The 25,573-nt window shown below is 57.1% G+C and carries 32 protein-coding genes and 2 tRNA genes; 19 read left to right on the plus strand and 15 right to left on the minus strand.

What is annotated here, in order from left to right:
* Positions 1-107 precede the first annotated feature (107 nt).
* The gene (locus Z945_RS20495; RefSeq protein ID WP_152541119.1) at positions 108-413 is read left to right on the plus strand and encodes a hypothetical protein; all 306 of its coding nucleotides are present in this window, start codon (positions 108-110) and stop codon (positions 411-413) included.
* Here the strand turns inward: Z945_RS20495 and Z945_RS21040 are convergent.
* Positions 410-856 (minus strand): MarR family transcriptional regulator, encoded by a 447-nt coding sequence (locus Z945_RS21040; protein ID WP_025052422.1) that lies wholly within the window; start codon positions 854-856, stop codon positions 410-412. The genes Z945_RS20495 and Z945_RS21040 overlap by 4 nt on opposite strands.
* Positions 857-942: 86 nt before the next feature.
* On the opposite strand from Z945_RS21040, the gene Z945_RS0112370 reads away from it, so the two are divergent.
* Positions 943-1,365 carry an ABA4-like family protein gene (locus Z945_RS0112370; protein WP_025052423.1) on the plus strand — a complete coding sequence of 141 codons (423 nt, stop codon included), beginning with the start codon at positions 943-945 and terminating at the stop codon, positions 1,363-1,365.
* Between the two features lie 30 nt (positions 1,366-1,395).
* Positions 1,396-1,917: a P-loop nucleotide/nucleoside kinase family protein gene (locus Z945_RS0112375; RefSeq protein ID WP_025052424.1), complete on the plus strand. Its 522-nt coding sequence runs from the start codon at positions 1,396-1,398 to the stop codon at positions 1,915-1,917.
* A gap of 401 nt (positions 1,918-2,318) precedes the next feature.
* On the opposite strand, the gene Z945_RS0112380 is transcribed toward Z945_RS0112375, so the two are convergent.
* Complete coding sequence (locus tag Z945_RS0112380; protein ID WP_025052425.1) at positions 2,319-3,200, minus strand: LysR family transcriptional regulator; 882 nt, start codon at positions 3,198-3,200, stop codon at positions 2,319-2,321.
* Positions 3,201-3,297: 97 nt separating this feature from the next.
* Between Z945_RS0112380 and Z945_RS0112385 the strand changes: the two genes are divergently transcribed.
* The 5 genes from Z945_RS0112385 to Z945_RS0112410 all read left to right on the plus strand — a co-directional run bounded on the left by Z945_RS0112385 (position 3,298) and on the right by Z945_RS0112410 (position 8,720).
* The gene (locus Z945_RS0112385) at positions 3,298-4,278 is read left to right on the plus strand and encodes an NAD(P)-dependent alcohol dehydrogenase (protein ID WP_025052426.1); all 981 of its coding nucleotides are present in this window, start codon (positions 3,298-3,300) and stop codon (positions 4,276-4,278) included.
* 49 nt (positions 4,279-4,327) lie between these two features.
* Entirely contained in the window at positions 4,328-4,684 is a 357-nt protein-coding gene (locus Z945_RS0112390) for a VOC family protein (protein WP_025052427.1), read from the plus strand.
* Positions 4,685-4,733: 49 nt separating this feature from the next.
* A complete protein-coding gene (locus Z945_RS0112395; RefSeq protein WP_025052428.1) occupies positions 4,734-5,534 on the plus strand; it encodes a GNAT family N-acetyltransferase in 801 nt (266 codons plus the stop codon).
* Positions 5,535-5,979: 445 nt separating this feature from the next.
* On the plus strand, positions 5,980-6,981 hold the full coding sequence (gene trpS / locus Z945_RS0112400; protein ID WP_025052429.1) for a tryptophan--tRNA ligase: 1,002 nt from the start codon (positions 5,980-5,982) through the stop codon (positions 6,979-6,981).
* Positions 6,982-7,517: 536 nt separating this feature from the next.
* Complete coding sequence (locus Z945_RS0112410; protein WP_025052431.1) at positions 7,518-8,720, plus strand: aminopeptidase P family protein; 1,203 nt, start codon at positions 7,518-7,520, stop codon at positions 8,718-8,720.
* Between the two features lie 311 nt (positions 8,721-9,031).
* On the opposite strand, the gene Z945_RS0112415 is transcribed toward Z945_RS0112410, so the two are convergent.
* Both Z945_RS0112415 and Z945_RS0112420 read right to left on the minus strand, forming a co-directional pair.
* Complete coding sequence (locus tag Z945_RS0112415; protein WP_025052432.1) at positions 9,032-9,313, minus strand: hypothetical protein; 282 nt, start codon at positions 9,311-9,313, stop codon at positions 9,032-9,034.
* Positions 9,314-9,532: 219 nt separating this feature from the next.
* Positions 9,533-10,252, minus strand: a complete 720-nt coding sequence (locus Z945_RS0112420) for a hypothetical protein (RefSeq protein ID WP_025052433.1) — start codon at positions 10,250-10,252, stop codon at positions 9,533-9,535.
* 426 nt (positions 10,253-10,678) lie between these two features.
* Here Z945_RS0112420 and Z945_RS20500 point away from each other — a divergent pair, with 426 nt between their 5' ends.
* Together Z945_RS20500 and Z945_RS0112430 are read left to right on the plus strand one after the other, a co-directional pair.
* The gene (locus Z945_RS20500; RefSeq protein WP_152541120.1) at positions 10,679-11,329 is read left to right on the plus strand and encodes a hypothetical protein; all 651 of its coding nucleotides are present in this window, start codon (positions 10,679-10,681) and stop codon (positions 11,327-11,329) included.
* Positions 11,326-11,721, plus strand: coding sequence for a tyrosine-type recombinase/integrase (locus Z945_RS0112430; RefSeq protein ID WP_025052435.1), 396 nt, complete (start codon positions 11,326-11,328; stop codon positions 11,719-11,721). Before Z945_RS20500 ends, Z945_RS0112430 begins: the two co-directional genes overlap by 4 nt.
* A 100-nt stretch (positions 11,722-11,821) precedes the next feature.
* Here Z945_RS0112430 and Z945_RS20505 read toward each other — a convergent pair.
* Positions 11,822-11,905: transfer RNA gene (locus Z945_RS20505), tRNA-Tyr, on the minus strand.
* Between the two features lie 110 nt (positions 11,906-12,015).
* On the opposite strand from Z945_RS20505, the gene rlmB reads away from it, so the two are divergent.
* The 3 genes from rlmB to Z945_RS0112445 all read left to right on the plus strand — a co-directional run bounded on the left by rlmB (position 12,016) and on the right by Z945_RS0112445 (position 13,799).
* Positions 12,016-12,792, plus strand: a complete 777-nt coding sequence (gene rlmB / locus Z945_RS0112435) for a 23S rRNA (guanosine(2251)-2'-O)-methyltransferase RlmB (protein WP_025052436.1) — start codon at positions 12,016-12,018, stop codon at positions 12,790-12,792.
* A gap of 10 nt (positions 12,793-12,802) precedes the next feature.
* The gene (locus Z945_RS0112440) at positions 12,803-13,114 is read left to right on the plus strand and encodes a hypothetical protein (RefSeq protein WP_025052437.1); all 312 of its coding nucleotides are present in this window, start codon (positions 12,803-12,805) and stop codon (positions 13,112-13,114) included.
* Positions 13,115-13,331: 217 nt separating this feature from the next.
* Positions 13,332-13,799 carry a CoA-binding protein gene (locus tag Z945_RS0112445; protein ID WP_025052438.1) on the plus strand — a complete coding sequence of 156 codons (468 nt, stop codon included), beginning with the start codon at positions 13,332-13,334 and terminating at the stop codon, positions 13,797-13,799.
* A gap of 107 nt (positions 13,800-13,906) precedes the next feature.
* Here the strand turns inward: Z945_RS0112445 and Z945_RS0112450 are convergent, their stop codons facing one another.
* From Z945_RS0112450 to hisA, 3 genes are read right to left on the minus strand one after another with little or no spacing between them, the layout of a single operon-like run.
* Complete coding sequence (locus tag Z945_RS0112450) at positions 13,907-14,212, minus strand: phosphoribosyl-ATP diphosphatase (RefSeq protein WP_025052439.1); 306 nt, start codon at positions 14,210-14,212, stop codon at positions 13,907-13,909.
* The gene (gene hisF / locus Z945_RS0112455) at positions 14,209-14,970 is read right to left on the minus strand and encodes an imidazole glycerol phosphate synthase subunit HisF (RefSeq protein ID WP_025052440.1); all 762 of its coding nucleotides are present in this window, start codon (positions 14,968-14,970) and stop codon (positions 14,209-14,211) included. Before hisF ends, Z945_RS0112450 begins: the two co-directional genes overlap by 4 nt.
* Positions 14,970-15,686: a 1-(5-phosphoribosyl)-5-[(5-phosphoribosylamino)methylideneamino]imidazole-4-carboxamide isomerase gene (gene hisA / locus Z945_RS0112460; RefSeq protein ID WP_025052441.1), complete on the minus strand. Its 717-nt coding sequence runs from the start codon at positions 15,684-15,686 to the stop codon at positions 14,970-14,972. Before hisA ends, hisF begins: the two co-directional genes overlap by 1 nt.
* A 130-nt stretch (positions 15,687-15,816) precedes the next feature.
* Between hisA and Z945_RS0112465 the strand changes: the two genes are divergently transcribed.
* From Z945_RS0112465 to Z945_RS0112475, 3 genes are all read left to right on the plus strand, one after another.
* A complete protein-coding gene (locus Z945_RS0112465) occupies positions 15,817-16,212 on the plus strand; it encodes a DUF2147 domain-containing protein (RefSeq protein ID WP_025052442.1) in 396 nt (131 codons plus the stop codon).
* A gap of 78 nt (positions 16,213-16,290) precedes the next feature.
* Entirely contained in the window at positions 16,291-16,707 is a 417-nt protein-coding gene (locus tag Z945_RS0112470) for a DUF2147 domain-containing protein (protein ID WP_152541121.1), read from the plus strand.
* A gap of 129 nt (positions 16,708-16,836) precedes the next feature.
* Positions 16,837-17,229, plus strand: a complete 393-nt coding sequence (locus Z945_RS0112475) for a DUF2147 domain-containing protein (protein ID WP_037971268.1) — start codon at positions 16,837-16,839, stop codon at positions 17,227-17,229.
* Here Z945_RS0112475 and hisH read toward each other — a convergent pair.
* Both hisH and hisB read right to left on the minus strand, forming a co-directional pair.
* The gene (gene hisH / locus Z945_RS0112480) at positions 17,226-17,864 is read right to left on the minus strand and encodes an imidazole glycerol phosphate synthase subunit HisH (RefSeq protein WP_025052445.1); all 639 of its coding nucleotides are present in this window, start codon (positions 17,862-17,864) and stop codon (positions 17,226-17,228) included. The genes Z945_RS0112475 and hisH overlap by 4 nt on opposite strands.
* A gap of 4 nt (positions 17,865-17,868) precedes the next feature.
* Positions 17,869-18,456, minus strand: coding sequence for an imidazoleglycerol-phosphate dehydratase HisB (gene hisB, locus Z945_RS0112485; RefSeq protein ID WP_025052446.1), 588 nt, complete (start codon positions 18,454-18,456; stop codon positions 17,869-17,871).
* A gap of 137 nt (positions 18,457-18,593) precedes the next feature.
* On the opposite strand from hisB, the gene Z945_RS0112490 reads away from it, so the two are divergent.
* Positions 18,594-18,833 carry an Lrp/AsnC ligand binding domain-containing protein gene (locus Z945_RS0112490; protein WP_025052447.1) on the plus strand — a complete coding sequence of 80 codons (240 nt, stop codon included), beginning with the start codon at positions 18,594-18,596 and terminating at the stop codon, positions 18,831-18,833.
* On the plus strand, positions 18,833-19,174 hold the full coding sequence (locus tag Z945_RS0112495; protein WP_025052448.1) for a hypothetical protein: 342 nt from the start codon (positions 18,833-18,835) through the stop codon (positions 19,172-19,174). The genes Z945_RS0112490 and Z945_RS0112495 overlap by 1 nt, the downstream gene beginning before the upstream one ends.
* 48 nt (positions 19,175-19,222) lie before the next feature.
* Here the strand turns inward: Z945_RS0112495 and Z945_RS0112500 are convergent, their stop codons facing one another.
* The 4 genes from Z945_RS0112500 to ctaD form a co-directional block, all read right to left on the minus strand.
* Complete coding sequence (locus tag Z945_RS0112500; protein ID WP_025052449.1) at positions 19,223-20,170, minus strand: response regulator; 948 nt, start codon at positions 20,168-20,170, stop codon at positions 19,223-19,225.
* Positions 20,171-20,412: 242 nt separating this feature from the next.
* A tRNA-Gly gene (locus Z945_RS0112505) sits at positions 20,413-20,487 on the minus strand.
* A gap of 118 nt (positions 20,488-20,605) precedes the next feature.
* Positions 20,606-21,022, minus strand: coding sequence for an MAPEG family protein (locus tag Z945_RS0112510; RefSeq protein ID WP_338152111.1), 417 nt, complete (start codon positions 21,020-21,022; stop codon positions 20,606-20,608).
* Positions 21,023-21,196: 174 nt separating this feature from the next.
* Entirely contained in the window at positions 21,197-22,870 is a 1,674-nt protein-coding gene (gene ctaD, locus Z945_RS0112515; protein WP_025052451.1) for a cytochrome c oxidase subunit I, read from the minus strand.
* A 374-nt stretch (positions 22,871-23,244) separates the two neighbouring features.
* On the opposite strand from ctaD, the gene Z945_RS0112520 reads away from it, so the two are divergent.
* A complete protein-coding gene (locus Z945_RS0112520) occupies positions 23,245-24,864 on the plus strand; it encodes a thiamine pyrophosphate-binding protein (protein ID WP_025052452.1) in 1,620 nt (539 codons plus the stop codon).
* Here Z945_RS0112520 and lipB read toward each other — a convergent pair whose 3' ends face one another.
* On the minus strand, positions 24,865-25,545 hold the full coding sequence (gene lipB / locus Z945_RS0112525) for a lipoyl(octanoyl) transferase LipB (RefSeq protein WP_025052453.1): 681 nt from the start codon (positions 25,543-25,545) through the stop codon (positions 24,865-24,867).
* Between the last annotated feature and the right edge of the window lie 28 nt (positions 25,546-25,573).

Genomic DNA, 25,573 nt, shown 5'->3' on the forward strand with positions numbered 1-25,573 from the left:
CCCTGACTGTCGAGAATGATCCTTCTTCAAAGATAGATTACGTCGTGCAGTCTCGGCAGCATCGTTATCGAGATTCTTAACTTTATGTCAGAGATAGAGGCTGATGAATGTCAAACCCGCTCGCACGCGGCTTTGATCGCTTGATGGTATTTAAGTCAGCAGGACGAAAGCCGACCTTGGTCCATCATGCAGCTAATGTCTCTTTCGAGCCCAACCCAGTCATTGTGATTTTATGCTGCGCGCGCAGCAAGAAAAATGCCGGACGAGCGAAAGAACCTTCACTGCGGCGCAGCGAGGCAAGCGGTCATTTATGCAGAGCGCGGCATATATTGGAGCGCGAATGTACAGATGCGGACAAAGTGCGCATTCGCTGCGACTGCGCCGATGACTGCATACAAAAAATCGACTTCTAAGTCAGATTTCCAGGGGCATCTGCGATCAAGCGATGAAGCAGGCCGGAAAGCTGCTCCAAATCTCCCTCGGTCCAGCGGTCACGAAAAACATAGCCTGCCTGTTTTGTGAATGTGACACGCGCCTCGTGAACTTTCTCCAACCCAGATTCGGTCAGGACTACAAATGCCAACCTTGCGTCCCTTTCGTCCGTTTGTCGCGCTACCACCCCGATTTTCTCTAAGGGGGCGGCCATACGCGTTACCGTCGACGCGCTCACGTGCATCCGCTTTGCAAGTTCGACACGGGACAGGCGATGTAGAGGTGCCTGTTCCAAGTGCATGAGGAGAAAAACCTCGTTCACCGATAGACCGTGGACCGAAGCGAAATCGCCCGAAAGTCGTGCTTTGATCTGATCCGCTGATTGCAGAAGGCGAAGAGTATTTGTCAGGCATAAATCATTCATGTGGATATTATATGCATATTGCTTGCGTATGCAAGCACATTGCAATACTGATGCGCGAATTATCTTAACTAACTAAGGGTGACGTCATGGACCTTGAAGTTTTGTTCTCTATTGCTGGCTTACTTGCGATGGCAGGCTGGCTTGTTTTGCTTGCATCGCCGCTCATTCCACATTGGTCTGACCTGATTGCTGGTTATCTCATTCCGACCTTGCTCTCACTGGGCTATGTCACTCTCGTCCTCTTTTTTCCATCAAATGGCGGGGGCGCATTTGGCAGTCTCGCCGAAGTTATCGACCTGTTCGCGAACCCGAATGCGATGATGGCAGGGTGGGTGCATTATCTGGCGTTTGACTTATTGATCGGGGCCTGGATGTGTAGAACGTCAAGGCGCGATGGCCTGAGCTTCTGGCTTGTCGCACCCTGCCTTCCAGTCACGTTCCTTTTCGGTCCAGCAGGTTTCCTTGCCTTTTCAATCGTTCGCATCTTTACGCCGAAAAAAGCGACCTAAACTGATTTACACTAAAGAAAGATTCTCCCAATGCATGACGATGACACACAACACATTCACCTGATTTGCGGCTCAACCGGCGCGGGCAAAACGACATATGCCCGCGCGTTGGCCAACAGCAACGGAGGTGTCGTATTCTCGATCGATGAATGGATGGTATCCTTGTTTGGGGAGGATGCACCGGACGCTTTGGACCCCGCATGGATTTTCCCACGCGTCCATCGTTGCGAGGCGCAAATGTGGGCAATGGCGTTGCAGCTTGGCAAGTTGGGTGTTCCGTCGATCCTGGACTTTGGGTTTCAGCGGCAAGAACACCGTCAGAAGTATGCCAGACTCGCGAAACAAGCCCAGTTTACGGCAAAGCTGCACGTCCTGAATGTCGATGCTTCAGAGCGGTGGAAACGTATTGAGGTGCGCAATAAGAACCAAGGTGAGAGCTTTCATATGGAAATCACACGCGGCATGTTTGACTATATCGAAACGACTTGGGAACTGCCCAGCGATGATGAGGTGGCCTCGATGTCGCTGACAGATTTGCCGCACGATCCATGAACGGTGGGTCTGGGCGGGAACGTCGTTCGCTGCACCGCGCACCGGCTGAAAAGACGCGGGACAAAGTGTGAATTCGCTGCGCTTGCGCCTTTGGCTGTTTTTGCGCGGCTTGAGGACCTCCAATTTGCGTTGCACACAAACTGCACACCGCCAGCAGTTGCGCATTTGATCCAGCGAAGCAATGTGCCGTTTCCTCAGGTAGGCCGACTTGCGCCAAATTGGGTTTGATTCGACGGCATATTCACAGAGTGGATGGGCCTGACACTGCACCATCCCAATTCCGAGACTCTAAGTTCATTTCATTCTGGGGCGCCACATGGATTTTTGTCCACAAGGTCGCAACCAAAGCCACCGGAAGCTCGAGCGTCGGGACGACATAGGCATCTCAGCCCCAGAAGCTTTTATCCGATGAAATCCGCTCGCCGTTCCAGCAGGCTCTCGTAGAGGAAATCTACAAAGAGCCGAACCCGCCGCACCCGGCGTAGGTCGCCATGCATTAGCACCCAGGTCGAGCGGCTCTGGTCGAGCTCGGTTCCCGGCACCCGCTGCAACTCGGGAAATACGCTTTGTACCCAAGCTGCCAGAAAGGTCATCCCCGCCCCGGCGCGGGCAAGATGCATGTGCATTGCAGGATCCAGGATGGCATGGCGTACCGCCGCGCGCGGAAACGGTGAGGTGGCGATCATAGCCTGCATTTCCGGCACCTCGCCGTAGCCGAGCCAGGTCAGACCCTCGCCGCGTGGTCCGGCTTCGTGCAGATGCCTGTCGATGTAGCTGCGCGATGCGAAGACTCCGATCGACAGCGGAAACAACTTGCGCCCCACAGCATCGCCGGTGAGGTCGCGCACGTGGCGGATTGAGACGTCGGTCTCAAGTTTTTCGATCGAATCGATGCCGTAGGACAGGTTCATGTCGATGTGGATGTCGGGATAAAGCGACAGGAACTCGCCCATAACAGGCGCCAGCAGGAAATGCGCGGTCATCGGGTCGGCCGAAAGTCGGATGCGCCCAGCCGCCTCGCTGTCTAGCCCGCGAACAGCGTTGAAGCCCTGGCGCAAGGACGCTTCGGCCTCGAGTGCCTGCGGCAGCAGCTTGCGGCCCGCCGCCGACAGTTCCAGCCCGCCCGCACTGCGCCGGAACAGCTGCACACCCAGCTGGGCCTCGAGTCCCTCGACCTGTCGGCGCACGGTCGCGTGGGTGCCGTCCAGCTGTTCGGCAGCCCCGCGCAGCGATCCCGCCCGCGCAACGGCCAGAAAGGCCGGAAGAGATTTCCAATCCACCATGCGGACCGATTATGAACCACAGCGGTGCATAAATTGCAATACTTGGATGGAATTCGGTCCGGTAGAGACAGGGCAACCGAACCGAAAGGAGGCCACCATGACCGCAACACTCTCTGCATGGAGCATCAATCATTATGGCACCCCCGAGGTGCTGAACCCGGTGACCCGGCCCATGCCGACACCCGGTTCCACCGAGATCCTGATCCGTATCCGCGCTTCGGCCGTGACGCGCGCCGACGGCATGATGCGGGCCGGGCAGCCACGCTTTGCGCGCCTATTCCTCGGCCTGCGTCGCCCGCGTCAAAACCTGTCGGGTACCGGGCTATCGGGCGAGGTGATCGCCGTGGGTGACCATGTTAGCCGGTTTGCCGTGGGCGACGTGGTCTTCGGTGAGGCGGGCCTGAAGTTCGGGGCCAATGCCAGCCACATCTGCCTCGATCAGTCCGGCGTGTTGATGAAGAAGCCCGCGGCACTTTCGCATGAAGACGCCGCCGTGATGTGCGATGGGCCGCTGACCTCGCTGAACTTCTTGCGCGAGGTGGCAGAACTGCGTGCGGGGCAGAAGGTCCTGATCCTCGGCGCCTCGGGCAGCCTGGGCAGCGCGGCGGTGCAGATCGCCGCGGCGATGGGCGCCGAGGTCACCGGCACCTGCAGCGCCCGCAACGCCGACATGGTGGCCACACTTGGGGCCGGCCGGGTCATCGACTACAGCCGCGAAGATTTCACCCGACAAGTTGAGCGGTATGACGTGATCTACGATACGATCGGCGTCTCGTCCTTCGCCGAGGCCAAGGGCAGCCTGACCCGCTCCGGCCGCTACGTCTGCCCGGTGCTGGGCCTCGGTCTGCTGGGCGCGGTGTTGCGATCCGCGATTGCGGGCACGCGCAAGGCGCGCTTCTCGGCTACCGGCCTGCTCAAGCCGGACGTGCTGCGCCTGATGCTCGCCACCCTCACCCGGATGGTCGAGGACGGCAAGCTGGTGCCCGTCATCGACCGGATCTACCCTTTGGCCGACCTGATCGAGGCGCACCGCCATATGGAGACGGGTCACAAACGCGGCAATGTCGTCGTAGTGTAAGTGCGCGGCACCCAGTCAGCTGAAACCCAGTTCAATCAGAGAGACCCACATGAAAATGAATTACTTCGTCGTCGGAACGAACGACATGCGCGCATCTAAGGCCTTCTACGACAGACTTTTCGCCGGCGCGGGCCTTCAGACCATGCAGCCGTCGGACCGCATGACCTACTGGCTCGGCGAGGACTTTGCCTTCGCAATCGCGAAACCCTTCAATGAGGCGCCGGCAACCAACGGGAATGGCACGATGGTTGGCTTTTCGGTCGGAGCAAAGGAAGACGTTGAAAGGATGCACGGCTTGGCTCTAAAATTGGGCGGCACCTGCGAGGGCGCACCGGGTCAGCGCGGGCCGAAATTCTCGGCCTATGTGAGGGACCTTGATGGCAACAAGCTTTGTTTGTCTGACTAGGATCGGGACTTTTCGACAGGCCCATCCGTAGATTTAGGAAAACACGAAGATGACACGCATTGTTTCCTTTTCAGAATCCGGCGTTGATCTGGGTGCTCTGCATTGCGCCATGCTTGCCGCGTTTTCTGACTATATCGTTCCGTTGCAACCAGATGCGGACACGTTCAAGGCGGCGCTGAGCTCGAGAGGTTTTGACCCCGCGGCGTCCTTCGTCGCCGTCGACGATGGTGAAGTCGTCGGGTTTTGGAACGTGGCGACGCGGAACACCAAACGGTATCTGATAGGCAGCGGAACCCGGATTGGCCACAGAGGCCGGGCATTGGCGTCTCGTCTGGGCATGGCGGCGATACGTGCGGCAAAGAATGCCGGAAGCGAGAGCTTTTGGCTTGAGGTCATCGAGGGAAACGAAGGCGCTGAGCGTCTCTATCGGAAGTTGGGTTTTGAGGTGACCAGAAAGCTCGACTGTTATCGGCTTGATCATCCATTTCCCGATCCGTCCGCTTGCGAACGGACGGATTTCGGGACCGTTGCCAATGCCATTCAGACGAATTCGACTTGGAAGCCGACCTGGCAGAACGCTACGGAAACCATCTCCGGCTCACCGCTGACGTCCTTCCTGCATGAAAAAGGCGGCGCAATCGTCGGCGCAAGCGGTCTCGTGCATCAGATAGCCGCCAGCGACCCCTCGGCCTTGGCGGACCTCCTCGCTGCGGCAGCGACAGTCGGCTCGCTGACATTGGTCAATGTTGAGTCCGCCGACCGTGTCTTGTGTTCTCTCCTACAGGAGCTCGGGGCTGATCGTTTCATCGTTCAGTATGAAATGCGCCTGTCATTGCCAAACCTGTCCTAGCGGTCGGGAATGGGCCAGCTGACGGAAGATGGCTCTGCGCCGCGACCGCAACCAACACCCAAAGTGGACTGAGCGCGAAAAAGGTCGCGGTCAGCAACCCGCGGGTGTGTCGCGTTAATTGGCCCGTGACTTCGCAGGTCAACCAGGCATGTGTGGTTAAGGCCTGCTCCGTGCCTTGAACGAAGGTGGGCGGGCCCGAACCGAAGCGTCCTCACCGCGCTGCCGCGTGCCCACTTCGAGCTCTTTCTACCATTTGATTGACAAGGGATCTCGCCGAGGATAGGCGATATTCTATGGAAAACACTTCGATCATCGCAATGACTTGGTGGCTGGCCTCCTGACAGGGTGGCTGGATGACCAAACGTATTCCGAGGCCGCCGCATGGGCGGCCTTTTGTTTTCCGAGCTTCCCGATGCGCCGCCTCTTGTTTCTTGGGAAGATGCAAATGAACAGACCAACTATTCTGACAGGTGACCGCACCACGGGGCCACTTCACATCGGGCACTATGCAGGCTCGCTTGCAAACCGCCTGCGCTATCAGGACAGCCACGAACAATTTCTGTTGCTGGCGGATACACAGGCTTTAACCGACAACGCTCATGATCTGGAGAAAGTGCGGCGCAGTGTGATCGAGGTCGCGCTGGATTATCTGGCCGTGGGCATTGATCCCGGTCGCACGACCATCTGTCTGCAATCGCATCTTCCGGCGCTAGCAGAGTTGTCGCAGCTCTACCTGAACTATGTCACGGTCGCTCGGCTGGAACGGAACCCGACGATCAAGGACGAAATCCGTGCGCGCGGGTTCGGGCGCGATATTCCCGCCGGGTTTCTGTGCTATCCGGCGGCACAGGCGGCGGACATCACAGCCTTCAAGGCGACCGTCGTGCCTGTTGGCGAAGATCAGGCTCCGTTGATTGAGCAAACAAACGAGATCGTGCGGCGCATCAATGCAACCGCAGGCCGCGCCGTGTTGCCTGAGGCTCGGGCGATCATCCCCAAGGCAGGCCGGTTGCCCGGAATCGACGGAAAGGCCAAGATGTCGAAATCCGGTGGCAACGCCATCGCGCTGTCTTCGTCGTCTGAAGAGATCAGACGTGCTGTCAGAGCGATGTACACCGATCCGAACCACCTGCGCGTCGAAGACCCAGGGTGCATCGAGGGCAATGTCGTCTTCACCTATCTCGACGCCTTCGATCAGGACCAGGACGGGCTTGCCAAGCTCAAGGCACAGTATAAAAGAGGCGGGATTGGCGATGGCAAGATCAAGGCGCGTCTGGAAGCCATCCTTCAGGAGCTCATTGCCCCAATTCGCGAGTGTAGGGCACAATTCTCCGCGGACCGCGGATACATAATTGACGTGATCAAAGAAGGCACGGAACGGGCGCGAGAGCGCACCGAGGCGACAAAGCGCGATGTGGTGAGTGCCATGGGGCTGTTCCAATTTTAGGTGAGCAGAGGTGGGAGATCCAGATGAAGGTCTGTTTCGTCCCGTCTCTCTAGTCTGATCAGTTTGCAGCGAAAATACGGTCTAAGTACGGACAAATCGGATACCTGCGATTGACCGGTCTGGAGACATCAACCGTGCTGCAACACGCGTGCTTCTGCGCATGCAAGATAATTCTGCGAAAGCAATAGCCGCAGCTGCATAAGTCCGCTCTGTCCGCATAGCAGTCATTGGACCCAAGTAAATGCTGCACTCCATCGTCAACATCCGCTTTGAGAAAGCTGCGTCGCGGAGAACGTCTCCTTCGAGCCCAAAGTCTCGAATGCTGCGCTCTGCTTGGATGACAGCTTTCAGAAAATACTTGCTTTCGATTGTCGTTCTCGACGACATAGCCTCATGGGTCGTCGATGGCGTCGCCAGCATTCATATGCGAACCCTATACCCCTTCCTGAACGCCGGGATTTTTCTTTGCTGCAGTGCAGTCGAGGGAGGTCGCCTTCTTCGGTGCGTGCTGCGGCATGATGACGAAGGAGCCAGCAATGGATCGTCCAAAATTTTATCGTTTCCATCAGGGTGAAAAGACCCTTCCCTTTGAACCTCAGGAGTATGAAGACCGTCTGTCGCGCCTTCGGACAGACATGGCGGCCAATGGCATTGAAGCCTGCGTTTTCACCTCGATGCATAACGTCGCCTACTTTTCTGGGTTTCTGTACTGTGCGTTTGGGCGTCCCTACGCATTAGTGGTAACTCAAACAGAAGATGTGACCATCAGCGCTGGTATCGACGCAGCTCAACCTTGGCGGCGCAGTCGTGGTGATAACATCACCTATACGGATTGGCAGCGTGACAATTATCGGCGTGCAGTTCTATCGGTCACTGGTACCGGTAAAACTATCGGTTATGAGGCCGATCATCTTACTTTCGCTCAACATGTTCTAATGGACGGCTTCCTATCGCCCAAGGCCATGGTGGATGTGGCCCCGATCACAATGCGCCAAAGGATGCACAAATCTCCCGCTGAAATTGCTTTGATCCGATCCTGTGCGCAAGTGGCCGATGTCGGTGGGTATGCTGTAAAGGACGCAATCAAAGCTGGCATCCGGGAGATCGATGTGGCGATGGCAGGTCGCGACGCGATGGAGATAGAGATCGCAAAGCGCTTCCCAGACGCTGAGTACCGCGACACATGGGTCTGGTTCCAATCTGGAATCAACACGGACGGCGCGCACAATCCGGTCACCGCACGTACCCTACAACGAGGCGATATCCTAAGCCTTAATACGTTTCCAATGATCAGTGCCTACTACACGGCACTTGAGCGCACCCTGTTCGTGGAAACGGTAGATCCTGCAAGCCTCACAATTTGGCAAGCCAATGTGGCAGCCCACGAATACGGCATGAGCCTATTGGAACCGGGTGCGAGCTGCGCAGATGTGACCGAGCAGATAAACACTTTCTTCGAGGAACGCGACTTGCTGCGATACCGGACTTTTGGGTACGGTCATTCCTTTGGTGTGCTGTCTCACTATTATGGACGCGAGGCAGGCTTAGAGCTACGCGAAGACATCGACACGGTGCTTGAGCCGGGCATGGTCATCTCAATGGAGCCTATGTTGACGGTTCCAGAAGGAACAGTTGGGGCGGGCGGTTATCGCGAACATGACATTCTGGTGATCACCGAAGATGGTAACGAGAATATTACAGGTTATCCGTATGGACCCGTGTTCAATGTAGTCTCGTAATATAGGGCAAAGCCGACCTTAGCATAGTTGCAGTAGAGGTCGGCTTTCTCTGCATTTCGGATCATGGGGCGATACGCAGCAGAGGTCAGCTCACCGTCGTCGCAACCCTATCACCGCGAAAATTTCATGCCGGATGACCACCGAGACTAAAACAAGGCCGATATTTCCCGTGATACGATGCTGATTCACCTTGCAGATGCGGCACCCCAAGTTTCTGTGAGCGCTTTATCACCCCTCCTGATTTCGAAGAGGCCAGCGGTAGTGATGGCGACACGCATTTCTGCACGTTCTAACCGGACAACCCGCGATCTTCAGTCGCTGCCTTTTCGCAACTTCCCACGCCATGCAAAAGATTGAATGTTTAGTCGCGTCAGGTCAGTCTCGCCTGCGATGATCCTGTCGCAAAGCGCCACAGCCCGCAGCGCTTGATCCTTTGTCAGATGTTTGTAAGCGGGGCGTGCGATATGGTCGTACCATGTGCCCCCACAGACTGTGTCCAGAACGATCCGTTGGAAGCAATGGTCATTCTGGACTGGCCAGTGTTGGTGCGATGTCCGTGCAAGCTGGGGCATGGTTTCTTTTGTCAACGTCATGTAGCGTGACACATACTCTGCGGTGCGCATGTGCTGTTCTGTCATTTTGATACCCCTGCTGCTTACCGTCGAAACTCGGCTACAGATAAAGGGAAGAAGCATCGATTGCGCCGTCCATCTCAGTGTCTATAGGGCATATTACACGACAGCTTCCGGGTTATCTGAGCTTTGAGCGCATAGAATTTGGGTGCCACCGAAGTCCAACCAGATTTAGTCTTCTCATGATCTGCTATTTGACATGCGAAAATCTTTCAATTCGTCCTTAACGATAGATAACTCATGTTCAACTTCTGCCAACAGCCGCTTTGTCTCTGATAGCTCTTCTTCAAGCATTTCGATATTCGCGTCTTTTACTGATAGTCCTGTTTCGAGGGACATGACGTACTGCTGCAGCTCTAACAGGATGCTTCGAGCGTGGTTTTTCTGCGCTCCTTCAGGTCTATTTTGCAGATCGTCAGCTTTCTTCCGTTGCTCCCATGCCGCGTGCATGGCGTTTTTTTTCTCGGGGTGCCGCTGTACAAAATTGTCGTATCTCTTCTTGATATCTGCGGCAGTGGCCGGATTTGTAGGGTTTAGACAAGCGGCAAGTGCTTCTGAGCCTTCAGCACTGTCAAGCTGGTAAAGCCTCTCGGCAATTTCGATCGAAGAAATTTTCGCATAGGACGCATATTTCTCGGGGATACGATCTGCTTCCATGCTGGATTTTAGAAAGCTATAAGCTCTGCGGACTTTGTGTAAATGACCTGCCGAGACCTTATGGCCGAGGATGGTCAGTTTCTCTCGGACTACGTTTATCCATTGCTCACCGTCGGATGATGTGCGTCCAGATTTCTCCAAAGAGGTGAGAACCCGTCCGACGGTGCGCCAGTCAGTGGCTGTTTCGGGTGTCAGCTCATTCAGGAGCTTCTCGGTCGAAGGTAATTTTTTGACATATTCCATGATGGTCTATCATAAAGTATCATAACGTAACCTCAAGTGCCTTCGACAATATTGCATCATGATACCAATATGATAGTGGATCACGTATAAGTATCATGGCAAGATGAAGGAGAGGTAGCGGATCATTTTACGAGGACGTTTCACGCGCGACCCGTAGCCAGACGCTTCTCTGCTTTGTGATAAGTACGATTGAGGATGTGAGAAGATCAATGAGAAAGGGAATGAGAACGCAGTTTCAGCCTTTAGCAGTTACAGACAGAAATGCTGCAGCAATGCTCGATATGTGAGTTCGAGATTTTTGGAAGTCGGTGTTGTGTGGCGCGTTACCAAACCAACGGTTATCGGGGGACACGAGCTTTGGATTGTCACAGATCTTGTAGCGATCCTCTCTGGAAGCGCAGCTATCCCACAGGAGGTCTTTACGGTATGACAAGACCTCCAAAACCCAAGATTTCCAAACCCCATTTGAAGTGGGTTTGGAAAGGCAAACGTGGGTGGCGTCCATACCACAGAGTTACCTTGCGTGAAGGCGGGACCCTGAAGGAGCGAGCTATTCAGCTGGAGTGGAAGGGCGACCCACAGGAGCTTGATCGCCTGTACTGGGCATGTGAAGCTGGCCGACATTCTAATCAGATCGTAAGAAGTCGATACACATGGCGCGAATGCATCGAAGCATGGCGATCAGACAAGCAGTTTCAAAGTAAGCTCGCTTCGAGCACAAAGAAATCATACCGTCCGCCGATGGAGTCCATTCTTGAAAATAATGGCACGAAAAGTCTGAAATCTATCAGTCGGCAAGACCTGCGTGCTGCCCATCAATCGCTCGCGGACACTCCCAAAAAAACAGACCGTCTGCTCCAGACAGTATCACTTCTCTGGAATTTCGCAGCTTTGGAACTTGATTGGCCATTGGGCGAGAATCCAGCGAAGGGCATCAAGCACTTCGGGAAACAGCGTGAGTTCGAACCATGGCCCGAATGGATGGTGGCGGCGCTGGATGAAGCGCCATTTCGAGTGAAGGTTCTGGCAAATCTCATCTTGGGAACAGGGCAAGGCCAGGGGCGGCTGTCGCGATGAGGCGCGATCAGTTTAAAGGTGAATGGATGACTGTCAGAGACGAGAAAGGCAAACAGGAGCTCGAGGTTTACTGTCCGCAGGCGCTCCGCCGGTTCGTCGAAGACCTGCCGATTGAAGGGCAGCACCTGCTTTCGAAAAACCTGACAGAACCGATGACCTATCATGCGATTGAAAAGGGCTTCAGCGCGTGGCGTCTATCTCTGGGTCGTGACGCAAAAAAGTTCAGCCTTCACGGCCTTCGAAAGCTATCTATTATTCGGCTGGCTGAAGCAGGTGCAAGTGATGCAGAAATCCAAGCGGTTACTGGTCAAAGTGCAGAGATGGTCGCTTACTACCGTAAGAAAGCGAGCCGTAGAATGCTTTCGAAATCTGGACAGGAGAGAAGAGAATAGAACACGTACAGAACGGAAGTTGGGACCAGACATTGGGACCAAGGGGCAAATCCCAAAAACGAAAGGACTGCCATAACCCCGTAAGTGTTTGAAAGATAAGTGGTGGGCGACCCTGGAATCGAACCAGGCGTGCGTCTCCGCGAGGGAGTTACAGTCCCCTGCCACACCTTGCGGCCTGTCGCCCACTTACGTCTGCGCATTGCGCCTGACGTGTGGGCGTGATTACAAGCGGCCCTAAGGGGCGTCAAGGCAAAAACCGATGGTTTTGTGCAGACTAGAGAGAGGCTGGAAAAGATGAAGAAACCAAAGTGGGTTGTTCAGAAAGAACAAGACAAAAAGACCGAAGCCAACCTGACGGTCTGGCTCTTTGGTTTGCATGCTGTGCGCGATGCCTTGATGAACCCCAATCGCGAAAAGCTCAAACTGATGGCGACCCCCAATGCGGCCGCTAAACTGGAAGAGGCGATTGCCTTTGCAGGCATCACACCGCAGATTGAAGATCCCCGCAAATTCCGTCCGCCGCTTGACCCGGGATCGGTGCATCAAGGCGCTGTGCTTGAGGTAAAGCCGCTGAACTGGGGGCGGCTAGAGGAGGTGTGCATCGGTGATGCGGCACCGCGGGTGATGCTGCTGGACCGGGTGACGGACCCCCACAACGTGGGCGCGATCTTGCGCTCTGCGGAAGTGCTGGGCGCATCCGCGGTGATCGGGACACGCCATCATTCGGCACCTGAAACAGGGGCTTTGGCCAAGACTGCGTCCGGCGCGCTGGAACGGCAACCCTATTTGCGGGTGCGTAATCTGGCGGATGCCATCCGCGCTTTGCAGAACATGGGCTATCTGGTGCTGGGACTGGACGGCGATGCAGAACAGTCGATTGAGGCTGCGGTCGAGGGCAAACGTGACCGGCCCGTTGCTTTGGTTCTGGGCGCAGAGGGGCCGGGCCTCCGCGAGAAAACACGCGAGACTGTGGATGCTTTGGTGCGGATTGCCGCATCCGGGCAATTTGGTTCGCTCAACGTCTCAAATGCTGCGGCCATCGCCTTATATGCTGTGGGACGCAGAACATAAGGCAGGTTTCATGGGCTACCCAACGAAGATCGCGACCTGCTGCCATTGTGGTAGCCGGACGGCACTCACGCTCGCATCCGGGCGGCATGAACTAAGCTGCGCAAGCTGTGGCGCACCCCTGCGCGATCTCAAGATGCTGCCAAAAGCCCCCGAAGCGCGGCCGTCAGCCATCAGCCACCAACCGCCTCTGCGCCAGTTTCCACAACAAGCCAAACCGAAGAAGGTCGGAAAGAACAAGCCGCGCAAGATGAAGAAACGCAAAGGCTGGTTGCGAGATTTGTCGGAAGAGTTGTTTGATCTGGTTGAAGATATATTTGACTAAGGGCTGTGGGCAGGTTTTTGCCGAGCGCCTTAACCTATCGTTCACGTCCCCGCGATACCCCTTTTACAGGCCGGGTTGGATTCTTAAGTATTTCCCAAGGCAGACGGGTCTGGAACGCCCCTCTGCTGCCTAACTGTCCCTCGTTCCACACTTCCGCGCCTTGAGGTTTTTCCTCGAGGCGCTTTTTTTCGGTCTGCGGTTGGGCTAGGGCTGCGGGATGGAATATTCGGATAAAATCCTGCGCGACGTTCTGACCCGCGCAAAACGGGTTGCGGTGGTCGGTGTCTCGACCAATCCGGTGCGGGCGAGCTATTTCGTGGCGCGGTATCTGGGGCTGCGCGGGTTTGATGTCGTACCGGTCAACCCGGCCTATGTGGGTCAGGCGTTGTTCGGGCGCAAAGTGGTTGCAAGTTTGAGCGATGTTGATGGTGGGGTCGATATGGTGGATATCTTCCGCCGCTCTGAAGCCGTGCCCGAAATCGTCGAAGAAGCGTTGTCTGTATTTCCGGACCTGCAAACGATCTGGATGCAAATCGGGGTGGAGCATGCGGAGGCGGCGCAAACCGCGGAGGCAGAGGGTGTTACGGTGATCCAGAACCGCTGTCCCAAGATCGAATATCAGCGGTTGTTTGGCGAGCTGCGCAAAGGCGGATTTGCCACCGGGGTGATTTCGAGCAAGCTGTGACCCAAAGGCGCGGGCAAGCCCGCACGACTTTCTTCAGGGGCTCTGCCCCGTCGATCAAAGATCGACTCCCCGCGGGATATAAGGGCCAAAAAGAGAAAGGCGGGGGATCAGCGGCCCGCTTTTTCCGCAATGCCGGATTGGGTTTGGCGGCGGGCAAGTTCATTGAGCACATCCGTCAGGGGAACATCACGGGCGGCGAGCATCACCATGAGGTGATAAAGCACATCGGCGGCTTCAGATGTCAGGGCTGCCTTGTCGTCTTTGACCGCTTCGATGATGGCCTCGATCGCTTCTTCGCCGAATTTTTCGGCGCATTTTTCGGGGCCTTTGGCAAGGAGTTGCGCGGTCCAGCTGCTGGACGGATCGGCGGATTTGCGGGCGAGGATGGTGGCGTAGAGATCGTCGAGCGTCATGTCAGCCTCATCGGGATGCCGGCGGCGGCCATGTGGTGCTTGGCCTGTGAAATGGTGAATTCGCCGAAGTGAAAGATGGAGGCGGCCAGCACCGCCGATGCGCCGCCTTTGGTCACGCCTTCGACCAGATGATCCAGCGTGCCGACGCCGCCAGAGGCGATCACAGGCACGCCAACCGCATCCGAGATGGCGCGGGTGAGGGGCAGGTTGAAGCCCTGTTTCGTGCCGTCGCGGTCCATGGAGGTCAGCAGGATTTCTCCGGCTCCCTTTGCGGTCACGGTTTTTGCAAATTCAACAGCGTCGATGCCGGTTGGTTTGCGGCCCCCGTGGGTAAAGATTTCCCATTTACCGGGGGAGACGGTTTTGGCGTCGATTGCGCAGACGATGCACTGGCTGCCGAACTGGTCAGCGGCGGTGGCGATGACATCGGGGTCTGCCACGGCGGCGGAGTTGAAGCTGACCTTGTCAGCGCCTGCCAGCAGCAGCGCCCGCACATCGGCGGCGGTGCGCACGCCGCCGCCCACGGTCAGCGGGATATAGCAGTGCTCGGCCGTGCGGCGCACCAGATCGAACATCGTGCCGCGGTTTTCGTGCGTTGCGTGGATGTCCAGAAAGCACAGCTCATCGGCACCTGCCGCATCATAGGCGATGGCGGCATCCACCGGATCGCCCGCATCGCGCAGGCCGACGAAATTCACGCCCTTGACCACACGGCCATCGGCCACGTCGAGACAGGGGATGATACGGGTCTTGAGCATCAGGCGAGCGCCTTGAGGGCGGCGGCCAGATCAATCGCACCGTCGTAGAGTGCACGGCCAGAGATTGCGCCTTCGATCACGCCGCTCGCTTTGAGCGCCTTAAGATCCGCCAGTGAGGATACGCCGCCGGAAGCGATGACAGGAATGGAAACCGCCCGCGCAAGCGCTGCTGTCGCATCAATGTTGGGACCGCCCATGGCCCCGTCGCGCAGGATGTCGGTATAGATGATCGCCGCGACCCCGGCATCTTCGAATGATTTTGCAAGGTCGGTGACCATCACATCGGTTTCCTCGGCCCAGCCCTTGGTGGCGACCTTTCCGTTGCGGGCGTCGATGCCCACTGCGACCTGACCGGGGAAGGCGCGGGCGGCCTCACGCACCAGATCAGGGTTTTCCACCGCAACGGTGCCAAGGATGACACGAGCGAGGCCGCGCTCTAGCCAGCGTTCGATTGTTGCCATGTCGCGGATGCCGCCGCCTAGTTGGGCGGGTACCTTACAGGCCTTCAGGATCGCCTCGACCGGTGCGGCATTGACGGGCTCACCTGCGAATGCGCCATTCAGATCGACCAGATGCAACCAGGCACAGCCTGCTTCGACAAAGCTGCGCGCTTGGGCTGCGGGGTCGTCATTGAACACGGTGGATTGGTCCATGTCGCCGTGCACAAGGCGTACGGCTTGGCCGTCTTTCAGGTCGATAGCGGGATAGAGGATCATGGCGCAGCCTTTGGTATTGCGATGGGCGTGGTTTTGCATGAGGCGAGGGGATTTGCAACGCGACCCAAGGTTAGTCTTGCCAGAAAGGACGCCACCGGACCAAGGTAGCTGCAAAACAGGGAGGATAGTGATGAAAACTTTGATGACAGCAGCGGGACTTTGCGTGGCACTGGCGGGGGCGGCTTGGGCCGCTGATCCTATTGTGGGCACCTGGCAAACAATCAAGGACGACAACGGCAATTCGGGCCAGATCGAGATCAGGGAATGTGGTGCGGCGATCTGCGGGACCTTGGTGCGTTCGTTTGATGCCAATGGCAAAACGTTCAAATCCGACAGTCAGGGCCGCACGCTGATCTGGGACATGAAGAACGAGGGCGGTGGCAAATACGGCGGGGGCAAGGTTTTCTCTCCCGATCGGGACAAAACCTATAACGGCCAACTTGTGCTGTCCGGCAATGCGCTGGATGTCAAAGGCTGCGTGCTGGGGATTTGTCGCAGTGGTGGTAAGTGGGCCCGGGTCAAATAAGGCCGAACGCCCTCAAGCCTTGATCCAGCTGCGCGGCTTTCCTAGAGTATTCATTATGGAATGCCGAGGGGTGGCACCATGTATCAGGTGAGCTTTAGACGGCCAATGATTGCGCTGGCGCTGGTGGGCTTTGCCACTGGCGCAGCGGCACAGGAGGGAGGCAGGATCGACCCTCCGCGCGGGCTTTGGGAGACCGAGCCTGACGGCATCGGCGTTGTGTTTCATGTACGCACGCGCGGCTGCGGGAGTGCGCTTTGTGCCCGCGTTGAACGGGTCAAGAACCGCGCAGGTCTTGATGCGCCGTCAGATGCGGTCGGCGAAAGATTGTTGTCACGGCTAAGGCCGCAACCGGATGGTAGTTTTCTCGGCGAATATCGGGACGGATATGGCGCGGTTTTTCCACAAAGTCGCGCCACAGTTGTGGGTCGTGAAATGCGGTTGAGGGCCTGTGAGGGCGGCCAATGCAAAGATGTGCTGTGGCGGCGGATCAGATAGGGGTGTTCGAGCTTAAAACAGCATTTGACGTAGCGCCTGACCAGGCGTAAAGAAAACGCTGCACCCGCTGAACTGCCGGTGGTCGACAACGCGTTGGGTGTGCTTGTATCGCTTTGGGGAGTGGTGCAGATGAAACTTTGCAAGTTTCTGTTTTCTATTGTTTTCTCGACGATGGCCGCGGCACCGCTTCGGGCCGATCTGGCGGTCGGTTTATGGCAATCGCAGCCGGATGCGACGGGATTGGTCGTCCATGTGCGCACCAAGAATTGCGGGTCGGCGATCTGTGGCCGGATAGAGCGGGCCAAGGATCTGCGCGGCTATGACACGCCATCAAGTGTTGTCGGGCGGCGTATGATCATGGGCATGCTCGCGCAGGAGGACGGCAGCTATGCCGGTCAGATCTGGGAACCGCAGCGCAATAAACTGCTGACGGCGCGGATGCAGGTGCAGGGCAACGTCATGCGTCTGCGAAACTGCGACGAGAGCGCCTGTCAGGATATTGTGTGGCAGCGGTTGCGTTAGGGCGTCCAGCTTAGGAAGTTGGCGATCAGGCGCAAGCCGGTGGTCTGGCTTTTCTCGGGGTGAAACTGCATGCCCAGCATCGTGTCACGCCCGATGATCGCCGTGACGTCGCCTGCATAATCCACATGTGCCAGCCGCTGGGCCGCATCAGTGACGGCCATATGATAGGAGTGCACGAAATAGGCGTGATCGCCGGTCTTTAGATCGGCAAAGACCGGGTGCGGATGATCAATAACCAGATCGTTCCAGCCCATGTGCGGGACCTTGAGTGCAGGATCGGCTGGCGTGATCCGCGTGACCTCTCCCGCGATCCAGCCCAGGCCGGGGGTGTCGGTGTATTCACGTCCCATGCTGGCCATCAGCTGCATGCCCACGCAGATGCCAAGGAACGGCCGGCCCTTGACCTCGACCGCCTCGACCATCGCGTCATAGATGCCGCTCGCGCCTTTCAGCGCCTCCATACAGGCGGGAAAGGCACCATCGCCCGGCAGCACAATTCTGTCTGCGCGGGCCACTACATCGGCATCGGCGGTAACTATAACCTCGCCTGCATCAACCTCGCGCGCCATGCGTTCAAACGCCTTGTGCGCCGAGTGGAGGTTGCCGGAATCGTAGTCGATGATTGCCGTCAGCATGAGCTTACAATGCGCCCTTGGTCGAGGGGATCGCATCCGCTTTGCGCGGGTCGACCTCGACCGCATCGCGCAGGGCGCGGGCCACGGATTTGAACGCGGCTTCGGCAATGTGGTGGCTGTTCAACCCATGCAGCATATCGACATGCAGCGTGATGCCGCCATGGGTGCTGAGCGCTTGAAAGAACTCGCGCACCAGTTCAGTGTCGAAGCCGCCGATCTTGGACGTTGGCAGATCGACATTCCAGATCAGGAAAGGCCGCGCGGACAGATCCAGTGCACAGCGTACCAGCGCGTCGTCCATCGGCAAAAGGCATGAGCCGTACCGCCGGATGCCGCGTTTGTCGCCCAGGGCTTTTGTGAGCGCCTGACCCAGCGTGATACCCACATCTTCAACCGTGTGGTGATCATCAATATGCAGATCACCTTTGGCACGGATGGTCATGTCGATCAGCGAATGCCGGGCCAGCTGGTCCAGCATGTGATCGAAAAAGCCGACCCCGGTCTGGTTGTCATAGCTGCCGGTGCCATCAAGATTGATCTCGACGCTCACTTCCGTTTCGGCGGTGCTGCGGGTCAGGGTCGTCTGGCGCATGGGGTGTCTCCGGCGGGCTGATTTGTCGCTGTTATAGCAGTCACGGATGGAAGGCCAAGCGCGTTCACCCCCAGATCACCCATTGCGGGGGAAGGGGGCTTGTGCAACCCTTTGGGGGTCCAACCAATGAGGCTCCCATGACAACCTGCGTGTTCATCCAGATCAGGTGCAAACCCGGCACAACCTACCGCGTTGCCGAAGATATCGCTTTGCGCGAAATCCATTCAGAGCTTTATTCGACGTCCGGTGATTTCGATCTGCTGATGAAGCTTTATGTCCCCAAGGGTGAAGACGTCGGTGTCTATATCAACGACCATCTGTTGGATATCGAAGGCATTGAGCGCTCGCTGACCACGATGACTTTCAAAGTCTTTTGATGCGGGCTTTGGCCTTTGCCTTGCTTTGTGGGTGGGCCGCGTTTGCCGGTCCGGCACAGGCACAGAAAATCTATGAAGGGTCGGAAGCCGCAGCATTGCGCTGTGCCAATACGCTGGCCTTGACGGCCGTCGCCTTGGCCCGCGCCGAGTTGATCCCTCAAAACGAAAAAGAGGTGATGCTGGGCATTACGATCCTGATGCTGGAGCGGCATGTCTCCGGCACGCGGTCACAGAAGAAAAGAGCGCTTGAGTTGATGCGCGACCGGCGCAGTGTGGACGACACCATCGCGGATTACCGCCGCAACGCGACGCAGTGTTTGCGACAGTTTCCGATCAACTAGGCAACCCTTTCGTCGACTGACACCAGCAGGGGGCAGAGGGCACGCAATTCAGGCGACGTCGGAGCCTTTGCTCCGACTGCGGCTGAGGGCGCGTTCGCGTGTGCGGTCGAAGGTTCTGTTCACCCTTTGGAAGCGGCTGGCACTTGGTGTAACCGGGTTCCCCACGCTCACGTCGATCCGCCTCTCAGTCCCATCCGCGTTCAGCAAATGCTGTGCGTTAAGAGCGGCTTGGATCTGATGTTCCACAAGCGGCCATTCGAGCGCCTCGGACCCCGGCAGGATACAGATGAACATGCCGTTCCCCTCGTAGGCCATCAGCAATCTGGGGCGGCCCACCGCCGTATTTATCGCTTCTCCGACGCCTTTCACTATCTGTGATAGTTCAGCCGTGGTGCACTTGGCAAAAATGTCGCTGATCTGGCTCAGGTGAACAGCAAAGATTGTGCTGCGATCGACCTTGCGCCGCGACAGTTGTGCTAAATAGTTCCCAAGGGCGAAGGGATGGATCAGGTTGGCCAATTCAGCGATACGCAGCGGCTCTGCAATGTCGATCGCGTGCTGTCCTGCAACTTGTTCCTCCGGGCGCTCGGTGGGCTCCACCGTCGAAAGGGGTGAGGCCTTTTCCACCATGCGTTCCGCGACACGCACCCGTGCTACGATCTCTTTTACATCAAAGGGCTTTGTCACGTAGTCATCAGCCCCGGCGGCAAAGGCATTCTCGACGGTTGTTATGTCGGTGACAGAGGTCAGCATCAGAATCGGCTTGTGCCGGTGGCGGGGCATCTGGCGGACCGCCTTGCACAGATCGATCCCGGACATGCCAGGCATCGTAATATCGAGGATCAAACCATCCACTTCGAAGTCAGGATCCTCAAGCATTGCCAATCCGGCGATACCAGACGGGGCAACCGATATGTCTGGCAGATCGGCTTGTGCGAAGATCGTTTGGAGCAGGTCCAGAATCAGGGGGTCGTCGTCAACAGCGAGCAGTCTCATTGCGTACCTTTCCTTTACAACCCGGCAACCAGAAGGCGTGTAACCGGAGATTGTATTCTTTAAATCTCTACAATCAGGCAGGTTTGTGGCGAATTTTAGAAGATTCTGAAACGCGGGGCCGGTGGCGTATAGGACTTCGGCCGCTGTCCGCCGATGACATAAGCATCAGGACGCCGAAACGAAAAAGACCGCCCCGAAGAGCGGTCTTTTCAAATTCCTGCCGGGGTTTGGCAGGACCAAATTGGAGCGGGCGAGGCGATTCGAACGCCCGACCCTAACCTTGGCAAGGTTATGCTCTACCCCTGAGCTACGCCCGCATCCTTTGGTGTGAGCGAAATACCCATCCTGACCGCCCCGTGCAAGAGGGAAATCCGCGGTTTGTACGATTTTCTTTTCTTTATTTCGACGGGCTGTGTCCGCTGACCAAAAGCGCTGTCAAATTAGCCCATGCAGGATGAGACCAAGGGCGCTGAACGTGATGCCCATGAGGGTCAAAACCATGCCGATCTGGCGCAATCCTATCTTTTGTGGCGTTGCTGAAAAGCCGATGGCGTGCAGGATACGCCCCGTGACAAAGGCGATGCCGAGCGTATGGACAGCCACCCCGGGCGCACCGGAGAGTTCAGCAAGCAACATCAAGATTATCGCGACCGGCGCATATTCGGCGCAATTGGCTTGGGCGCGCATGCGTTTCAACAGGGCTTTGTCGCCAGAATCACCCAGGGAGATGAGATTCGCACGGCGATAGAGGATGACCCGCCAGGACAGCACAACAAAGATAAGCGCCAACAGGCCTGCGTAGAGGGGTGTAAGGAGGGGGATCATCGGTTTGGACCTTTGGCAGGGGATCATATAGTCAAACCGTAGCGCAGGCGCGTTGTAGTGGCCAAGAGGCAGTTTGGTAATGAAAGTGCTCCATCTCATCAGGGGCCAAGCCGCGACCTTCGACAACGACCTTCGTGAGTATACATAAAAAAAGGCCCCAACCGCCGTTGGAGCCTTATGTTTTCAGATGTCAGTCTGACCTCAGTGGCCGGGCTGTTTGTCCCACAACTCCTGCTTGGGCAGGGTCTCGAAGGTATGCTCCGGGGGAGGGGAAGGAAGTGTCCACTCCAGCGTGTCAGCATATTCGTTCCATGGGTTGTTCTGTGTCACCCGTGCGCCGCGCATCAGGCTGTAGGCCATGACACCGAAGAAGAACAGGAAGGACGCAAAACTCAGGAACGCACCCCAGCTGGAGACGTAGTTCCAGTAGGCAAAGGCTTCAGGGTAGTCGATGTAACGACGTGGCATGCCCTGACGGCCCAAGAAGTGCTGTGGGAAGAAGGTCAGGTTCGCACCGATGAACATCGCCCAGAAGTGCAGTTTACCGGCCCACTCGGGGTACATCTTGCCCGTCATCTTGGGGAAGTAGAAGTAGATACCCGCAAAGATCGCGAAGACGGCACCAAGGCTCATCACATAGTGGAAGTGTGCCACAACGTAGTATGTGTCGTGATAGTAGCGGTCGACTGCAGCCTGTGACAACACGATGCCTGTCACGCCACCTACGGTGAACAGGAACAGGAAGCCGAAGGCCCAGAGCATCGGTGTTTTGAACTCAACCGAGCCGCCCCACATGGTTGCGATCCATGAGAAGACTTTCACCCCTGTCGGTACCGCAATCACCATCGTCGCCAGCATAAAGTAGGCTTGCTGGTTCAGGGTCATACCCACGGTGTACATGTGGTGCGCCCAGACGACGAAGCCCAAAGCACCAATCGCGATGATCGCCCAGACCATTGGCAGGTAGCCAAAGATCGGTTTGCGAGAGAAGGTAGCAATTACGTGGCTGATGATGCCGAAACCGGGCAGAATGATGATGTAAACTTCGGGGTGACCAAAGAACCACAGGATGTGCTGGTACAGCACCGGGTCACCGCCGCCTGCCGGATCAAAGAACGCAAATCCGAAGTTACGGTCCATCAAGAGCATGGTAATCGCACCGGCGAGGACCGGCAGGGACAGCAGGATCAGCCAGCTTGTGACAAAGATCGACCAAGAGAACAGCGGCACTTTGAACAGGGTCATGCCGGGGGCACGCATGTTCAGGAAGGTCGTGATCATGTTGATCGCACCAAGGATAGAGGACGCACCGGAGACGTGAACCGCGAAGATCGCGAGGTCCATCGACATGCCGCCTTCTTTGACGGAAAGCGGTGGATACAGAACCCAACCGACACCGGAACCGGCCTGACCATTGCCGCCGGGGGCGAGAACGGAACAAACGGCAAGTGTTGTACCGGCCACATAAAGCCAGAACGACAGGTTGTTCATCCGAGGGAACGCCATATCCGGCGCACCGATCTGCAACGGCATGAAATAGTTGCCGAAACCGCCGAAGAGGGCCGGAATAACAACAAAGAACATCATGAGAATGCCGTGACCGGTGATCAGAACATTCCAAAGGTGCCCGTTGGGCGTACAGACGGCGGAAGAATCGGCGATGAAACGCGCGCCTTCCATACACATGTACTGAACGCCGGGGTTCATCAGCTCCAACCGCATGTAAACGGTGAAAGCAACGGATACGAAACCCGCGAGCGCTGAGACGATCAGGTACAGAATACCGATGTCTTTGTGGTTTGTGGACATAAACCAGCGCGTGAAGAACCCGCGCTCGTCGTGATGGTCGTGCCCGTGAATGGCTGCGTCTGCCATGCGGTGCCTCCTCGATATTAACTGCATATACACCGCGCCTGTTGGCAAAACGCGATGCGAAGTGGTTTTGGTTCTAATCCGATGGACCGTCAGGGGCAATGGGCGGTGTGTCGCAGGTCAGATATAATTGCTGAGGGTTTGTACTTCTTTAATGGCGACTGAAGCGGGCGTGCCTGGTTTGGTAGTGACGGGCTATCGACACCTTCGATGAATCGCGTTCTGCATCGAATCCACAGAACAAAAGCCATGCGCGATATGCGCATGAAATTGTAAAATTTACGACATTCCCCGCATCAGGATCCTGTAGCAGCGGCGAACTCGCGCATATTTTGCAGCAGCACCTTGGTATCTTCGCGGGAACAACGGAGAATCCCATGCCTCAATCACACGTTTACCAAAACATCGCACGCGCTGTAGCTGCCCACAAAGTCGACACCATGTTCGGCCTGATGGGCGATGCGAACCTCTTTATGGTCGATAGTTTCGTACGTGAGTGCGACGGACGCTTTGTGCCTGCCGCCTATGAAGGAGGCGGCGTGCTCATGGCGATGGCCTTTGCACACGTCACCGGTAAGGTCGGGGTAGCCACGGTGACCCACGGTCCTGCGGTCACAAACTGCATTACCGCCCTGACAGAAGGGGTGCGCGGGCACCTGCCTGTGGTTCTGCTTGCTGGCGACACGCCGCAGGACAACCCGCGTCACTTACAAAGTATCGACCAGCGCGAATTGGTCAAGACCACGGGCGCAGGCTTCGAACAGCTTCGCTCACCCGCAACGGTCGCAATGGATGTCGCCCGCGCATTCTACCGCGCTCAGGTGGAAAGACGGCCCATCGTGTTGAACATGCCCGCCGATTTCATGTGGCAGGAAGCAGATTTTGATCCGAAGGTTCTGAATGTCTTTACCGATCCCGGCGATGTGGCTGAAGGCGACACATTGGATCAGGCCATCGGTATGATCGCTTCTGCGCGGCGGCCGCTGATCCTTGCCGGCAGCGGTGCGATCAATGCACGCGACGAAATCATCGCGCTGGCCGACCGGTTGGAAGCACCACTGGCAACCACGTTGATGGCAAAGGGCTTGTTTAACGATCACCCCTATAACATTGATATTTTTGGCACTTTGTCGACACCTGCTGCGTACGATCTGATGGGGCAGGCCGATTGCATCATCTGTTTCGGCACGGGGCTGCATGACTTTACCACGGACCGGGGCAAGTTGATGAAGGACAAGCGGATCGTCCAGATTGATACGGAGCCCACGGCAATCGGCGGCACATTGCATCCTGATGCGGCATTGATCGCCGACGCGGGCCATACGGCCAAAACGATTCTCTATTGGCTGGACGAGGCTGAAATCGCAGGCAGCGGCTTTACCCGTGACCTTGATATCGACGTGCTGACGGCTCATCCGGTCGGCCCTAAAACGACGTCGGAAGGCTGCATCAACTACGTCGAGGCGCTTCAGTTCATGGAAGAGGCCCTGCCGAAAGATCGCGTGCTGGCCACGGATGGGGGCCGCTTTATGACAGAGGTTTGGTGCCGTATGTCAGTGCCAGACCCGCGGCATTTTGTGGCGACAGTCGGTTTCGGCTCCATTGGTTTGGGCCTGCAGGAAGCTATCGGCGCGGGGGTGGCCTATCCGGACAAGCCCGTCGTGCTGTTTTCCGGCGACGGCGGGTTCATGATGGGGGGCATCAACGAATTCAACACGGCTGTGCGCCTGGGCCTTGATCTGATCGTGGTGATCGCGAATGATTCTGCCTATGGGGCCGAACATATCCAGTTTCTGGATCGCAAAATGGACCCGAGCCTGTCCGAATTCCATTGGCCGAGCTTTGCCGCTGTCGGCACAGCCTTGGGTGGCACGGGGATCGAGGTCCGCTCGATGGATGAGCTGAAAGCAGCGATGGATCAGGTGCAGACCCGCAAGGGGCCGATGTTGATCGAACTCAAACTGGACCCGAACGACGTGCCACGCATGCGGGCGTGATTACAGCGGCTGTACCGCGTAGGGTGTGACATCGCTGCCGAAGGTCTGAACGAACTGCTCGCGCAGCGCCAGATCGAGATCGTCCATCGTGACCGGCAGTCCCAGATCGACCAGAGATGTCACCCCGTGGTCGCTGATGCCGCAGGGCACGATGCCGCCAAAGTGGCTTAGATCAGGTTCCACATTGATGCTGATGCCGTGAAAGCTGATCCATTTGCGCAACCGGATGCCGATGGCGGCGATTTTGTCCTCGGCGGGGCTGCCATCAGGCTGCGGCGGCTTTTCGGGCCGCTGCACCCAGACCCCCACGCGGCCGTCACGCAGTTCGCCACGCAGGTTGAATTGATCGAGCGTCGCAATCACCCAAGCCTCCAGATCACGCACAAAACACCGCACGTCACGGCCACGCTTGGCCACATCCAATAGAACATAAGCGACCCGCTGCCCCGGTCCGTGATAGGTATATTGCCCACCGCGTTTGGTATCATAAACGGGGAAACGGTCCGCATCTGTCAGGTCCACCGCCCGCGCCGAGGTGCCAGCGGTATAAAGCGGCGGATGTTCTACGAGCCAGATGCATTCGGGCGCGTCACCAGCGGCAATCGCGGCCACCCGCGCCTCCATCCAGGCTTCGGCTGTGCGGTAATCCGTCAGCCCGTCTGTTGTGATCCAATCCACCATACAGGCGATGTAGCGGCCCTATGATCCA

Source organism: Sulfitobacter noctilucae (assembly GCF_000622365.1).
GTDB lineage: Bacteria > Pseudomonadota > Alphaproteobacteria > Rhodobacterales > Rhodobacteraceae > Sulfitobacter > Sulfitobacter noctilucae.

Excerpts from the sequence above, each read along its gene's own strand:
- Z945_RS0112380 (WP_025052425.1), bottom strand. The coding sequence starts at position 3,200 with ATGGTGGATTGGAAATCTCTTCCGGCCTTTCTGGCCGTTGCGCGGGCG.
- Z945_RS21040 (WP_025052422.1), bottom strand. The coding sequence starts at position 856 with ATGAATGATTTATGCCTGACAAATACTCTTCGCCTTCTGCAATCAGCG.
- Z945_RS0112440 (WP_025052437.1), top strand. The coding sequence starts at position 12,803 with ATGGGCTACCCAACGAAGATCGCGACCTGCTGCCATTGTGGTAGCCGG.
- rlmB (WP_025052436.1), top strand. The coding sequence starts at position 12,016 with ATGAAGAAACCAAAGTGGGTTGTTCAGAAAGAACAAGACAAAAAGACC.
- Z945_RS0112430 (WP_025052435.1), top strand. The coding sequence starts at position 11,326 with ATGAGGCGCGATCAGTTTAAAGGTGAATGGATGACTGTCAGAGACGAG.
- Z945_RS0112390 (WP_025052427.1), top strand. The coding sequence starts at position 4,328 with ATGAAAATGAATTACTTCGTCGTCGGAACGAACGACATGCGCGCATCT.
- hisH (WP_025052445.1), bottom strand. The coding sequence starts at position 17,864 with ATGCTGACGGCAATCATCGACTACGATTCCGGCAACCTCCACTCGGCG.
- hisF (WP_025052440.1), bottom strand. The coding sequence starts at position 14,970 with ATGCTCAAGACCCGTATCATCCCCTGTCTCGACGTGGCCGATGGCCGT.
- hisA (WP_025052441.1), bottom strand. The coding sequence starts at position 15,686 with ATGATCCTCTATCCCGCTATCGACCTGAAAGACGGCCAAGCCGTACGC.
- Z945_RS20495 (WP_152541119.1), top strand. The coding sequence starts at position 108 with ATGTCAAACCCGCTCGCACGCGGCTTTGATCGCTTGATGGTATTTAAG.
- Z945_RS0112495 (WP_025052448.1), top strand. The coding sequence starts at position 18,833 with ATGCGGGCTTTGGCCTTTGCCTTGCTTTGTGGGTGGGCCGCGTTTGCC.
- Z945_RS0112415 (WP_025052432.1), bottom strand. The coding sequence starts at position 9,313 with ATGACGTTGACAAAAGAAACCATGCCCCAGCTTGCACGGACATCGCAC.
- Z945_RS0112510 (WP_338152111.1), bottom strand. The coding sequence starts at position 21,022 with ATGATCCCCTGCCAAAGGTCCAAACCGATGATCCCCCTCCTTACACCC.
- Z945_RS0112470 (WP_152541121.1), top strand. The coding sequence starts at position 16,291 with ATGTATCAGGTGAGCTTTAGACGGCCAATGATTGCGCTGGCGCTGGTG.
- trpS (WP_025052429.1), top strand. The coding sequence starts at position 5,980 with ATGAACAGACCAACTATTCTGACAGGTGACCGCACCACGGGGCCACTT.
- hisB (WP_025052446.1), bottom strand. The coding sequence starts at position 18,456 with ATGCGCCAGACGACCCTGACCCGCAGCACCGCCGAAACGGAAGTGAGC.
- Z945_RS0112375 (WP_025052424.1), top strand. The coding sequence starts at position 1,396 with ATGCATGACGATGACACACAACACATTCACCTGATTTGCGGCTCAACC.
- Z945_RS0112395 (WP_025052428.1), top strand. The coding sequence starts at position 4,734 with ATGACACGCATTGTTTCCTTTTCAGAATCCGGCGTTGATCTGGGTGCT.
- Z945_RS20500 (WP_152541120.1), top strand. The coding sequence starts at position 10,679 with ATGACAAGACCTCCAAAACCCAAGATTTCCAAACCCCATTTGAAGTGG.
- Z945_RS0112450 (WP_025052439.1), bottom strand. The coding sequence starts at position 14,212 with ATGACGCTCGACGATCTCTACGCCACCATCCTCGCCCGCAAATCCGCC.
- Z945_RS0112410 (WP_025052431.1), top strand. The coding sequence starts at position 7,518 with ATGGATCGTCCAAAATTTTATCGTTTCCATCAGGGTGAAAAGACCCTT.
- Z945_RS0112475 (WP_037971268.1), top strand. The coding sequence starts at position 16,837 with ATGAAACTTTGCAAGTTTCTGTTTTCTATTGTTTTCTCGACGATGGCC.
- Z945_RS0112370 (WP_025052423.1), top strand. The coding sequence starts at position 943 with ATGGACCTTGAAGTTTTGTTCTCTATTGCTGGCTTACTTGCGATGGCA.
- Z945_RS0112445 (WP_025052438.1), top strand. The coding sequence starts at position 13,332 with ATGGAATATTCGGATAAAATCCTGCGCGACGTTCTGACCCGCGCAAAA.
- lipB (WP_025052453.1), bottom strand. The coding sequence starts at position 25,545 with ATGGTGGATTGGATCACAACAGACGGGCTGACGGATTACCGCACAGCC.
- Z945_RS0112520 (WP_025052452.1), top strand. The coding sequence starts at position 23,245 with ATGCCTCAATCACACGTTTACCAAAACATCGCACGCGCTGTAGCTGCC.
- Z945_RS0112420 (WP_025052433.1), bottom strand. The coding sequence starts at position 10,252 with ATGGAATATGTCAAAAAATTACCTTCGACCGAGAAGCTCCTGAATGAG.
- Z945_RS0112385 (WP_025052426.1), top strand. The coding sequence starts at position 3,298 with ATGACCGCAACACTCTCTGCATGGAGCATCAATCATTATGGCACCCCC.
- Z945_RS0112500 (WP_025052449.1), bottom strand. The coding sequence starts at position 20,170 with ATGAGACTGCTCGCTGTTGACGACGACCCCCTGATTCTGGACCTGCTC.
- Z945_RS0112490 (WP_025052447.1), top strand. The coding sequence starts at position 18,594 with ATGACAACCTGCGTGTTCATCCAGATCAGGTGCAAACCCGGCACAACC.
- ctaD (WP_025052451.1), bottom strand. The coding sequence starts at position 22,870 with ATGGCAGACGCAGCCATTCACGGGCACGACCATCACGACGAGCGCGGG.
- Z945_RS0112465 (WP_025052442.1), top strand. The coding sequence starts at position 15,817 with ATGAAAACTTTGATGACAGCAGCGGGACTTTGCGTGGCACTGGCGGGG.